Origin of the sequence: Aeromonas sp. S8(2024), from assembly GCF_041403085.1 — a bacterium.
Classification (GTDB): domain Bacteria; phylum Pseudomonadota; class Gammaproteobacteria; order Enterobacterales; family Aeromonadaceae; genus Aeromonas; species Aeromonas dhakensis.
Window position 1 is genome coordinate 624,636 of record NZ_JBGLRF010000001.1, and the last position, 11,341, is coordinate 635,976.

9 protein-coding genes are annotated in these 11,341 nt (G+C 66.4%); 2 read left to right on the forward strand and 7 right to left on the reverse strand.

Going from position 1 to position 11,341, the window contains the following annotated elements:
• Window positions 1-134: 134 nt before the first annotated feature.
• Window positions 135-1,088: a LysR family transcriptional regulator gene (locus ACB031_RS02710; protein WP_017764366.1), complete on the reverse strand. Its 954-nt coding sequence runs from the start codon at window positions 1,086-1,088 to the stop codon at window positions 135-137.
• Window positions 1,089-1,213: 125 nt separating this feature from the next.
• On the opposite strand from ACB031_RS02710, the gene ACB031_RS02715 reads away from it, so the two are divergent.
• On the forward strand, window positions 1,214-1,969 hold the full coding sequence (locus ACB031_RS02715) for an SDR family NAD(P)-dependent oxidoreductase (protein WP_010633855.1): 756 nt from the start codon (window positions 1,214-1,216) through the stop codon (window positions 1,967-1,969).
• Window positions 1,970-1,998: 29 nt separating this feature from the next.
• Here ACB031_RS02715 and ACB031_RS02720 read toward each other — a convergent pair whose 3' ends face one another.
• Window positions 1,999-3,276, reverse strand: coding sequence for an HD-GYP domain-containing protein (locus tag ACB031_RS02720; protein WP_371138939.1), 1,278 nt, complete (start codon window positions 3,274-3,276; stop codon window positions 1,999-2,001).
• 243 nt (window positions 3,277-3,519) lie between these two features.
• Window positions 3,520-4,953, reverse strand: coding sequence for a glycoside hydrolase family 1 protein (locus ACB031_RS02725; protein WP_371138940.1), 1,434 nt, complete (start codon window positions 4,951-4,953; stop codon window positions 3,520-3,522).
• 157 nt (window positions 4,954-5,110) lie between these two features.
• Between ACB031_RS02725 and ACB031_RS02730 the strand changes: the two genes are divergently transcribed.
• Window positions 5,111-5,923: a LysR family transcriptional regulator gene (locus ACB031_RS02730; protein ID WP_371138941.1), complete on the forward strand. Its 813-nt coding sequence runs from the start codon at window positions 5,111-5,113 to the stop codon at window positions 5,921-5,923.
• A 44-nt stretch (window positions 5,924-5,967) separates the two neighbouring features.
• On the opposite strand, the gene ACB031_RS02735 is transcribed toward ACB031_RS02730, so the two are convergent.
• From ACB031_RS02735 to ACB031_RS02750, 4 genes are read right to left on the reverse strand one after another with little or no spacing between them, the layout of a single operon-like run.
• Window positions 5,968-7,137 (reverse strand): glycosyltransferase family 4 protein, encoded by a 1,170-nt coding sequence (locus ACB031_RS02735; protein WP_371138942.1) that lies wholly within the window; start codon window positions 7,135-7,137, stop codon window positions 5,968-5,970.
• Window positions 7,134-8,399: a glycosyltransferase family 4 protein gene (locus ACB031_RS02740; RefSeq protein ID WP_371138943.1), complete on the reverse strand. Its 1,266-nt coding sequence runs from the start codon at window positions 8,397-8,399 to the stop codon at window positions 7,134-7,136. Before ACB031_RS02740 ends, ACB031_RS02735 begins: the two co-directional genes overlap by 4 nt.
• On the reverse strand, window positions 8,396-9,781 hold the full coding sequence (locus ACB031_RS02745) for an O-antigen ligase family protein (RefSeq protein ID WP_010633849.1): 1,386 nt from the start codon (window positions 9,779-9,781) through the stop codon (window positions 8,396-8,398). The genes ACB031_RS02740 and ACB031_RS02745 overlap by 4 nt, the downstream gene beginning before the upstream one ends.
• On the reverse strand, window positions 9,769-11,088 hold the full coding sequence (locus tag ACB031_RS02750; RefSeq protein ID WP_042889002.1) for a lipopolysaccharide biosynthesis protein: 1,320 nt from the start codon (window positions 11,086-11,088) through the stop codon (window positions 9,769-9,771). The genes ACB031_RS02745 and ACB031_RS02750 overlap by 13 nt, the downstream gene beginning before the upstream one ends.
• Between the last annotated feature and the right edge of the window lie 253 nt (window positions 11,089-11,341).

An 11,341-nucleotide genomic window follows, 5' to 3' on the forward strand; every position in this document is an offset into this window, starting at 1 on the left:
GCCGGCCACACCGCAAAGGGGCGGCCACCCCGTGTGGGGCGCCATTATGCCAAGCCACCCGGCCGGCGCCAAACCGGGATTGTCGATGGCAGCCATAGAGAGACCCGCCGCAGGTGGGGATTAGCGTCAAGCCATCAATCGGCTGCGTCCATCCCTGCCCGCGTCGCCAGGCCATCGCGCGGGCCGTCAGGGCCCAGCGCTGACGCCAGGATGCCGCTCAACCACTGAATGAAGGCCTGCACCCGGGGGGCCAGCTGACGGCGATGGGCATAGAGGGCGTGAATGGGCAGCGGCGGCGCCTGCCACTTTGGCAGGATGGCCACCAGCTCGCCGCTGGCCAGCAGTGGCTCTACCCCGACTCGCGGCTGCTGGATGATGCCAAGCCCGGCCAGCGCCGCCGCCAGATAGGATTCGCTGTCGTTCACCGTGAGCGCCCCGCTCATCGCCAGCACGGCGCGCGAGCCATCCGCCTGCAGATACTCGAAACCGCTCTCTCTGGGCCCGCTGCTGCTGCCGTAGTGCACCAGCCGATGGCCGCTCAGCTCGCTCAGGCTGCGGGGCGTCCCGTAGCGGGCCAGGTAGGCGGCGCTGGCGCAGTTGATCTGGCGATAGTGGCCGAGGGGGCGCGCCACCAGGCTGGAGGGCTCAAGCGCCCCGACCCGGATCACGCAGTCAAACCCCTCTCGCACCAGGTCGACCCGCCGGTCCGTGCTGCTCAACATCAACTGCAAGGCGGGATGCGCCGCCAGAAAGGCGGGCAGCGCCGGCATCACCAGATGGCGGGCCATCCGGCCCGGCATGTCCACCCGCAGCTGGCCGCTCAGCTGCCCCTGCTGGCGAAACAGCCCGTTGAACTCCTCCATGTCCGCCAGCAGATCCTGACAACGGGCATAACAGAGCCGGCCATCCGTGGTCAGCTGCACCCGCCGGGTGGTGCGCTGCAGCAAGCGGGTGCCCATCTGCTCCTCCAGCCGGCGGATGGCCGCCGAGAGCGTCGCCTTGGGGACTCCTAACTGTTCGGCACTGCGGGTAAAGCTCTCCAGCTCCGCCACCCGTACAAACATCCTCATCGCATCCAGTTGATCCATGGCGCCATTGTCTCGCTAATCGGAACAGTGCATTCATTATCGCCTTATTTATCCAATCAACAACGGGCAATAGAGTGATCACACCGGCTCATCCCGAGCCCATGACCACAGACAGGAGTCCTCTCATGACCCATCCCATCGCACTCATCACCGGCGCCAGCCGCGGCCTTGGCAAACAGGCGGCGTTGGCCCTCGCCGCCCGCGGCGTCGACCTCATCATCACCTATCGCAGTCAGGCCGAAGAGGCGGCGGCCGTGGTGGCCGAGGCGACTGCCCTCGGCGTCAGGGCCCATGCCCTGCCCCTCGATGTGGCCGACAGCAGCAGCTTTGCCGCCTTCGCCAGCCAGGTGCGCGAGCAGCTGGGCGCGTGGCAGCGGGATCGGTTCGATTTTCTGGTCAACAACGCCGGCATCGGCATTCACGCCAGCATCGAGCAGACCAGCGAGCAGCAGTTCGACACCCTGTTCAACATTCACCTCAAGGGGGTCTTCTTTCTGACCCAGCAGTTGCTGCCGCTTCTGCGCGATGGCGGGCGCATCCTCAACCTGTCGAGCGGGCTGACCCGCTTCGCGCTGCCCGGTTATGCCGCCTATGCGGCCATGAAGGGAGGGGTCGAGGTGCTGACCCGCTATCTGGCCAAGGAGCTGGGGCCGCGTGGCATCGCCGTCAACGTGGTGGCGCCGGGGGCCATCGAGACCGATTTTGGCGGGGGTGTGGTGCGGGACAATCAGGCGGTCAACGATTTCATCGCCAGCCAGACGGCGCTGGGCCGGGTGGGCCAGCCGGAGGACATCGGCGGCGTCATCGCCGCCCTGCTCTCCCCCGACAGCCGCTGGATCAATGCCCAGCGTATCGAGGCCTCCGGCGGCATGTTCCTCTAAGGCGTCCGCTCACCGACGCCGAGATCTCTCTAGGCCGCCTGGGTCTGACCGCTGGCGGCCTGGTGAGCCTCGGGCAGGTGCGCCGCCAGGGTAACCACGGCGTCGACATCGACCCGCCCCTGGCTCGCCAGCTGTTGCAAGAAGCCGAGCGCCGCGTCGGCGCTCAGCCCCGCCCGGTAGGGTCTGTGCTGCACCATCGCCTGGAAGATGTCGGCCACCCGCAGGATCCTCGCCTCCAGCGGCATCGCCTCGGCGGTCAGGTGGAAGGGGTAGCCGCAGCCATTGGGCTCCTCGTGATGATAGGAGGCCCACAGGGCAATCTCCTCGAAGCCGTCGATGTGGCGCAAAATCTGATAGGTTTCAAAGCTGTGGGTGTTGATGATGGCCCGCTCCCGCTCATCGAGTTTTCCCGCCTTGTCGAGGATCTCGTCGGGTACCCGCAGCTTGCCGAGATCGTGCAGCAGCCCGGCGATCTCCAGCTGCTCGCAGCGTCCCTCCTCAATCCCCATCCATTGGGCCAGCCGCCGCGCCAGCCTGGCCACCCCGAGGGAGTGGGCCACGGTGAAGGGGCTCTTGGCATCGACGATGGCCGAAAAGATGCGCGCCAGCTGCTTAAGCTCGCCGTTGCTGGTGAGGCAGGGCTCCCGCTCGCTCAGCATGCCGCGCATGTAGTCGGTGATGGCGCGCCCCTCCAGCTGCAGCCAGAACGCCTCCGGCAGAGAGGCCCGCAAAAAGGCAGCCACCAGCTCGGGGTCGAAGAACTCGCCGGCGCACGCCTCGATCCGCTGCCGGATCTCCTGGGTGTGCATCAGCAGGGAGCCGTCCCCATAATGCGGGGCCGCCAGGGCATCGACCCGGTCGACCAGAAAGATGAGGTTGGCCTGGCGCCGCACCGTGGCCGTCACCCCCTGCTGCCGAACAAGTTGATGCCAGTGGGTGTGGTGATAGCGGATGGGCTCCGCCAGCGGGGCCAGCGGCGGGAAATCCTTGAGCAGATCGTAACCGACCTCGCAATGACGCTGGGAAGACTCCCAGTCAAACTCGCTGACCAGATGGCTGTGGATGAAGGTGGAGGAGACGCCGATGTCGTGCAGCACCCCCAGCTCGAACAGACAGGCCTGCTCGCTCTCACCGGCCCCCAGAGCCTTGCCACACTCGGCGGCCATGATGCCGACCCGCTTGCCGTGTGCCACATCACCGATGCCGACCAGATCCAGCGACGCCGACAGGGCGTATACCAGCTGGCGCAGATCAACCTGCTGGGCAACCAGCCCGCCGCAGCGGGGATGAGAGCTGTTGTGGTGCATGATGCGCTTCCACCTCTGCCAAGGTGATAGATCCCTCTTCGGGGCCGCGTAAACATATTGAATCTAAACCAGATTGCCCCTCCCGCCGGTTTGCAGCCGCCATCCGCACACGCTAATTGACAAAAAGATGAGTTAGATCAATCCGGCAAGTGCCATGCTTGGATGCGACGCGGGTCGGCCCGGCAGACGGACAAAAAAACGGGCCCCGCCAGTTGGCGGGGCCCGTCGAGGGGATGGATTTGGTTACAGTGTCTTGCCGCCCGAGCTTATCACCGTCTGGTACCAGTAGAAGCTGTCCTTCTTGAGGCGGCGCAGGGAGCCGCCCTGCTCGTCCCGCTCAACATAGACGAAGCCGTAGCGCTTCTGGTAGCCGTTGAGCCAGCTCAGGATGTCGGTGAACGACCAGGCGCAATAACCCAGCAGCTCCACCCCGTCCTGCAGCGCCTCCTGGCACGCCTTGACGTGACTGCGCAGATAGTCGATGCGGTAGTCGTCGTGCACCCTGTCCCCTGCCGCCAGCTTGTCGAACTCGCCGAGGCCGTTCTCGGTGATCATCAGCGGCAGACCGTAGCGGGAGGAGAGCCGGCGCAGGGCGATGCGCATCCCGGTCGGGTCGATGGCCCAGTCCCAGTTGCTGGTCTCCAGGTGCGGGTTGGGGGCCGTCTTGTAGAGGCCGGGAATGCCGCTTGGCGGCGTAGTGCCCTTCTTGCCCGTGGTGTTGATGCGCTGCATCGTCTGGCCGCCGAGGGGGTTGTCGGTATAGGTCAGGGTGTAGTAGTAGTTGACGCCGATGTAGTCGGGGGTCCCTTCACGCAACAGCTCGAGATCGCCCGGCAGGATCTGGGGCGCCTCGCCGGTCTCCCGCAGGTAGGCGAGCGCCGCCTGGGGGTAGCGGCCGAAGCAGTAGGCATCCAGCCACCAGAGGTTGGTGAACTCCTCAGCGTTTTCAAACGCCAGCATGTCTTTGGGGTCGCACGAGGCCGGATAGGCGGGAGAATAGGCAAAGCTTGGGCCGATCAGCCCCCCCGGCACGTGCTGGCGAAACGCCTTGATGACCTGGGCGTTGGCCAGAAACGCGATGTGGTTGGCGGCGAAGAAGCGCTTGCGGTCCTGCACTGCGGGCGGATGGGTGCCGAGCTGATAGGCGTTGGTCAGGTTGTAGTTCTGCTCGTTGAGCGACACCCAGTACTTCACCTTGCCGGCAAAGCGCTGATAGAGGGTCACGCAGTAGCGCTCGAAATCGGCGATGATCCGTCTGTCTTCCCAGCCGCCGTATTCGTCCTGCAGCGCCTGGGGCAGGTCCCAGTGATAGAGGGTGAGCACCGGTTCAATCTGGTGGGCCAACAGGGTATCGATGAGTTTTTCATAGAAGGCGAGCCCCGCCTCGTTCACCTCGCCACGGCCGGTCGGGTAGATGCGCGGCCAGCTCACCGAGAAGCGATAGGCCTTGAGCCCCATCTCGGCCATCAGCGCCACGTCCTCCTCCATGCGGTGGTAGTGATCCACCGCCACGTCGCCGTTGCTCCCCTCAAAGGTCTTGCCCGGCAGCTTGGTGAACAGATCCCACACCGAGGGCCCCTTGCCATCGGCGTCCCAGCCCCCTTCCACCTGATAGGCGGCGGAGGCGGCGCCCCACAGAAAATCTTGCGGGAAGTCGTTGAACTTGTGGTGATGCATCTGGGGTTGCTCCTTCTGCGGCTGTGGCGCTGGCCACCTTGATCGCACCGACTGGCGGTGCCCAATGGAATTGGCATTAGCATCGAACAGTTCTAAAATTCCGTCCAATGACAAATTTAACCATTCAACATTCCAAACAGGAATCACAGGAGTCGACATGGAGCTGCGGGATCTGAAGGCCTTCGTCACCCTGGGGGAGGTATTGCACTTCGGTCAGGCGGCGGTGCGCCAGCACGTCACCCAGTCGGCGCTGAGCAAGCAGATCCGCCGGCTGGAAGAGGAATTTGGCGGCGAGCTGTTCGAGCGCAATGCCAGCAGCACCCGTCTCACCGTGCTGGGGCGCGCCCTCTATGAGGATGCCCGCGCCCTGGTGGCCGCCAGCGAGCAGCTAGCACGCAGCGCCCGCGACGTGCTGGCTGGCAACAGCGGCACCCTGCGCATCGGCTTCGGGGTCGCCACCAAGCTGCTGGTGCCCGCCGCCATCGCGCAATTTCGGGCCGAACGCCCCCAGGTGACCATAGAGCTCAACGATCTCTCCACCCACCATCAGTTGCTGGCACTGAGCGAGGGCAAGCTGGATCTCGGCTTCTGCCGTCTGCCCGCCCCCAAGGGGTGGCCGTGTCTGCCGGTGGTGCGGGCCCATTTTGTCGCCGTGCTGCCGGCCAGTTACGCCGGCGTGAGCAAGCTGGCTGATCTGGTGGACAGGCCGCTGGCGATCCTGCGCCGGGACAAGGCCCCCTCGTTTTACGATCACCTGATGCACTACCTGGCCCAGAGCGGGCTGCGTTTTCGCGGGACCCTGGTGCCCTCCTCCACCACCATCGAGCACCCGGACGTGCTGACCCTGCCGCTGACCGAGGGGGAAGCCTGCTGGACCATAGGCCTTATCCGCCCGCCCCACAGCAAGGGGCCGCTGATCGACGCCTTCTGGCAGACAGTCGCCAGCATGAGCGAGCCGGACCTGCCATAAGGTCAAGGCCCGGGCAAGGCCGCGATGCTGGGAGTGACGCGCCGCTACAGCGCCGGGCCAGGGCGCTTCGCGGCGCACTCAGGCTCGGCCCGCTCAAGCAGTCTTGCCAACCCCGCCACCATCTCTCTGCCCGTCTCGCTCGCCTTGTAATGCACCGCCGCATGCAACCTGGCATTGTCCCCTATGGCCATGGCCACAACAGGGGCCTCCTGCAGCGCCGCCAGCACGCCCGCCAGTTCATCGGCGCTGTCAGGCTGATATTTGCGGCAGTTCACCCCGTCGGTCAGGTGGCGATCCCACCAGGCCCCATCCGCCGGGATCACCACGCACAGGCCAGCGGCCATGGCCTCCAGGATGGAGAGACCAAAGGGCTCCTGATGGCTGGTGGAGACGAAGATGCCGCAGCCGGCCCTGATCTCGTCAAGGTTGCCGGGGTTTTCATGCCAGCGGGTATCGGGCAGATCTGGCCTGGGTTCGCTGCAAGGTTGCAGTATGTTGCGTGGTTGCAGATAGCAGACGGTCAGCGGCGCACGGGGCTCGGCAAGCTGCTGATGCGCCGCCAGCATGGTCTCCAGCCCTTTCCACTTGAGCAAGGAGGCGGCCCACAAGATGCCGGATCCGCCGGTCGTGGCCGTGGGCCAGCTCGCCTCGCACAGCCCGTTGATGAAGGGCTGCCAGCGGGGCGGAAAGTCGCACTCGCCAAGGCGGGCAATCAGGGCCGAGAGCGAAGGGCGGGCGGCCTCCAGATAGAAGACCTGGCTGGCGCGCCACAGGGCCCTTGCCGACATGCCGGAGCAGCCCACCGGGCCGTGAATAAGCTGCACCACCGGGATCCCCGCGATCCGGGCGGCCCAGTAGCAGCAGAGATCCACCCCGGGGCCGGAGGCCGCCAGCAGGCCGCGCACCTCCCCCAGCCGCCATATCAGCCAGAGGATCATCAGGCTCTGCCACCCCTGCTTGAGCAGATACCCCAAGCCCGACTCGCGCCCCCGCAGCAGGGTGGGCACCCAGAGCGAATGGTGACGACACCCGGGCCAGGAGTCCACGTCCGGCGTCAGGACATGCAGCGCCAGGGCCGGCTGGCGGTCGGCCAACCCCGCCAGGATCACCTCGGTGGCCACCTTGGAGCCGCCGCGAAAAGAGATGGGATCCACCACCAGCAGCGTCTCCCCCTGCCCGGCCTTGCCAGCAGTCGACTCATGGTGCGGCTTCATGATGGTGCTCCTTCATCCGACCCGATCGCCGCCCTGCGCCCGCCAAGCAGCCCCCCTTCCCCTGCCAGACCCACCCTGGCCAGCAGCCGCTGACCGAGCCAGCGCACCATGCGCCCATAGGGGGGGAGCTCGGGATTGTCCCAGCGCCCTGCCAGCGCCGCCGACCAGAGCTCGCTCACCTTCTCCACATAGCGTTTGACCGTGAACAGCTGGCTGGCGCGCAATTGCCCCGCCCGCCCCAGCCGGTAGCGCAATCCGGCATCGCCCAGCCGCTGCCAATGGGCAGCCATCTGGCGCCAATCACCAGGGTCGGCCAGAAGGCCCGTCACCGTGTGTTCCACCACCTCGGGGATCCCCCCCACCCGATAGGCACTGACTGGCAGCCCCAGGGTGCCCGCCTCGGCCAAGGTCAGGCCGAATACCTCCTCGCGGGCACCGGAGACCAGCAGATCCACCCCGCCGCGCAGGATGGCGGCGCTGTCAGGCCGCTCGCCGAGAAAGTGCACCCGCTCGGCCACTCCCAGCTCAGCGGCCAATGCCGTGAGCGCGGCCAGTTCGGGGCCGCTGCCAATCACCAGCAGCTGCGCCTTGCCCCCCTGAGCGCAGAGCTCTGCCAGGGAGCGGATCAGCAGGTCCACCCCCTTGCGCTTGATCAGCGACCCTATGGTGGCCAGGATCAGCTCCCCCGCCGGCAGCCCGGGCAGGCTGCTGACGGGCCAAGGCGCGTCACGATTGAGCCGCACCCCATCCACCCCGTTGGCGATGTGAACCAGCCGTCTGTGCTCGCAGCCATCCTCCCGCCAGGGGGCCAGCACCGGCTGGCTCACCCCGATCAGCACGTTGGCCTGATGCACCCGGAGGGTAAACCTGTCTCTGGGCTGATAACGGGCGTGCAGATGGCACACCAGCGGCACCTTCATCTTGCGGCACACCCCGGCCAGCCACTGGCAGGGGGCGGCGCTGTTGGCGTGCACCAGGGTGATGCCATGCTCGCTTATCAGCGCCTGCGCCCGCTGGCACAGGGCCCGATGGGCGGCCAGATCGAAGCGGGGAGCCTGCCAGCCCAGCAGCAGGGCAAAGGGCTCGACCACCGCCTTCACCCCGAGCAGGGCGGCCTCCTCTGCCAGCTGCTGGCTGTTGCACCAGAGCAGGGGGGCAAAACGGCTGCGATCCAGGTGGGCCAGCAGATCCAGCAGGCAGCGCTCGCTGCCACGGATCCAGTTCTCGCCGTAATGCACCAGCAAAATGGGGGTTGCGCTCATGACTCAGCTCCCTTGTTTGGTTTATCCCGCTCCGTCTCGGCCATGGCCATTTCCGTTTCTCTGGCCTGCCGGACATATTTGATGGCTGCCACCGCCAGCGACAGCTCCAGATAGATGGGCCAGGTAAAGCCCTGGGTCAGGAAGGATCCCGAGATGACGAACCCCACCATGCTCGCCATCACCCCCTGCATGGCAGTGACTACTGCAGGAGGCATGCCATCCAGGCGGCAGTGCCAGGCCCGGTAAAGGGTCACCGCCACCATGCCGACAAACAGGGTCAGCCCCACGAAGCCGGTCTCCGCCAGCACCCCGAACCAGGTGGAGTGCACCGCGTGGTTGAGGCCGTCCCAGTGGGGGCTGTAGAAGAAGTAGTTGTAGTAGAAATTGGAGAGCCCCACCCCGATGAGCGGATGGGCCAGCGCCATGCCCCAGGCGGCCTGCCAGGCATACAGCCGCCCCATGGCCGAGGCATCCACCCCGCTCTCCGCCGCCCCGCCAGAGGCCCTGTCGCTTATCCCGGCGGCGGCAAACAGCACCAGCAGCGCCAGGGTGCCGCACAGGATCAGCACGGTTTTCGACTGCACCCGCTGCCAGGCAAAAATGCCGCTCACCGCGCAGATCCCGAGCAGGCCGCCGCGGCTCTGAGTGGCGATGATGGCGGCAGCCACCAGCACGAACCCCACCGCCCCCAGGATGCGCCCGGCCAGGCCGTTCTGGTTGAGCAGCAGGCTCAAGGAGAAGCCGGCGGGAAACAACAGCACCAGCGCCAGATCGTTGGGATCCCCCAGCACAGAGCCGAGCTCGCGCCCTATAGTGACCCGGGTCCCCTCCACCAGCCCGATGCCGCTGCTCTTGTTGTAGAGCGCCACCAGCGCCACCATGCAGCCGGCCACCACGAAGGCCCGCACCGCCAGGGCGAAATCCTCCGGCCTGCGCACCAGCCAGGCGGTGGCCAGCGTCATCAGGTAGATCTTGCTGTAGCTGCCGGTCCAGGTGGCGATCGCCTCCCCCCGGTTGCTGGCAAACAGCACCCCGATGGAGACGACGATGAAAAAGGCGGTCAACCAGCTGAGGGGCTGGCTCCAGTAGGGCCTGATGCGGCCGGTCAGCAGGGTGTGCCAAACCAGGGCACCGATGGCCGCCAGCGAGAAGAGCAGCGGGATCTTGAGGGGATAGAGCTGGGGAAACACCTCGTGCAGGCGGAAAAACGAGAAGGTAACGAACCCCAGCACCATCAGAAACGGCCAGCGCAGGGCAAACCAGATGGCGGGAATGGCCAGCCCCAGCACCGGCAGCAGCAGCGGGTGCGGCAGCCGCCACCAGAGCCCGGCCACCAGCAGGGTGGCGGTCAGCCCCCAGAGGGCGTGGCTCAGGCGGCCCATTGCCCTGCCCACCACTGGCCGAGCCACATCATGGCAAGGGAGCCGGCACCGCTCGCCCACAGCGCCGAGAGGCGGTACGGCAAGGGCAGCAACCGCTGGCTCACCAGATAGAAGGCGAGCGCGCGCACCAGGTAGACCAGCAGCAGGGTCCAGATCACCCCGGCCACCCCGAAGTGCGGAATGGCGAGCAAAAAGCCAATGACGCCGAGCAAACTGCATCCCAGATTGATAACCATCTGGGCCTTGCTCTCCTCGCCGCTGAAGCAGCCGACATTGAGCAAGTCAGAGACGTTGCGCACCGCCATCCCCAGCACCAGCAGCGGGATATAGGCGATGGCCCCGTGGTAACTCTCCGGGGTGAGCCAGCGAATGAGCAGGGGGGCGGTGAGCCCCACCACCCCGGCGGTGGCAAACCCCAGCACGGAGCCCAGCACGCTGTAGTGGGCGTTCAGGCGCAGGCCGTCCGGCTCCTTGAGCAGCATGAAGCGGCGCGGATACCACCAGAGGGCGAAGGGTTGCAGCAAGAGTCCCACCGCCAGCGCCAGCTTGCCCGCCACCGCGTAGTAGGCCAGCAGCGCCTCGCCGACGTGCTCGGCCAACAGCCAGCGATCCAGCCCGCTCAAGGCAAAGCCCGCCAGCCCGCTCACCACCAGCGGCAGGCCGTAGCGCAGCAGAGGGCGGTAGTGTTGCCAGTCAAAGCGGATGCCGCCATCGCGCCACTGCCAGAGGCTCAGCAGCAGCGCCAGCGCGACACAGGTGAGGGTGCCGGAGGCGAGCACTCCGCTCACGCCCCAGCCAAGCCAGAGCCACCAGGCGGTCAGCAGGGACTGGATCACCGCCTTGCCGGCGGTGGCCACGAAGAAGAGACGGGCCTGATTGCGCATCCGCAGCCAGGCCAGCGGCACCCCGATCACCCCCTCGAACGGCAGGGCGCTGAGCACCCAGCGCACATCGGCAAGGCGGGTTTCGGTTGGCAGCAGTCGCTGCACCAGGGGCGCCAGCCACCAGAGCAGCACCAGGCTGGCCAGGGCGATGATCCAGACCAGGCCAAACACCCGCGCCACCACCTGCTTGCGCTCGCCCTCATCTGCCGCCATCCCGGCGAAGCGGTAGAGGGCGTCAACCAGCCCGAACCCCAGGATGAGGGAGCCCAGGTTGATGATGGTCAAGAGCACCTCCAGCTGGCCATACTCCCGGGGCGCCAGCAGATGGGTCAGCACCGGCAGCATCAGCAGGGAGATCCCCTTCATCAACAAGAGGCCGGCGGCGTAATAGAGCATGGCTATCTGGTTTACTCCGAGTCTCATAGGGCCTCCCAGCCACCAGGCAACGGATCTTGGGTCATCTGGGGTCAGCCAATGCAAGGGGCACGCCAGCCGGTGCAATTCCCCGTGCAGCCCTGCATGTCGCGCTCTCGACCTTCACAGCAACGCACATCAGGCCCAAAATGAATCTGATTTTTGCGTTTTGCAGCCCGGCCGGCGCAATTTGCACAGCGCCTTGCCATCCAACCCCCTGGCAGGCGGCCGGCGCGAGCCGGCAGCGTGCTGAGCGTCAGTT

What these genes read in the sequence shown, in the direction of transcription:
- ACB031_RS02710 (WP_017764366.1), bottom strand. Translation starts at nt 1,088, where the DNA reads ATGGATCAACTGGATGCGATGAGGATGTTTGTACGGGTGGCGGAGCTG.
- ACB031_RS02715 (WP_010633855.1), top strand. Translation starts at nt 1,214, where the DNA reads ATGACCCATCCCATCGCACTCATCACCGGCGCCAGCCGCGGCCTTGGC.
- ACB031_RS02720 (WP_371138939.1), bottom strand. Translation starts at nt 3,276, where the DNA reads ATGCACCACAACAGCTCTCATCCCCGCTGCGGCGGGCTGGTTGCCCAG.
- ACB031_RS02725 (WP_371138940.1), bottom strand. Translation starts at nt 4,953, where the DNA reads ATGCATCACCACAAGTTCAACGACTTCCCGCAAGATTTTCTGTGGGGC.
- ACB031_RS02730 (WP_371138941.1), top strand. Translation starts at nt 5,111, where the DNA reads ATGGAGCTGCGGGATCTGAAGGCCTTCGTCACCCTGGGGGAGGTATTG.
- ACB031_RS02735 (WP_371138942.1), bottom strand. Translation starts at nt 7,137, where the DNA reads ATGAAGCCGCACCATGAGTCGACTGCTGGCAAGGCCGGGCAGGGGGAG.
- ACB031_RS02740 (WP_371138943.1), bottom strand. Translation starts at nt 8,399, where the DNA reads ATGAGCGCAACCCCCATTTTGCTGGTGCATTACGGCGAGAACTGGATC.
- ACB031_RS02745 (WP_010633849.1), bottom strand. Translation starts at nt 9,781, where the DNA reads ATGGGCCGCCTGAGCCACGCCCTCTGGGGGCTGACCGCCACCCTGCTG.
- ACB031_RS02750 (WP_042889002.1), bottom strand. Translation starts at nt 11,088, where the DNA reads ATGAGACTCGGAGTAAACCAGATAGCCATGCTCTATTACGCCGCCGGC.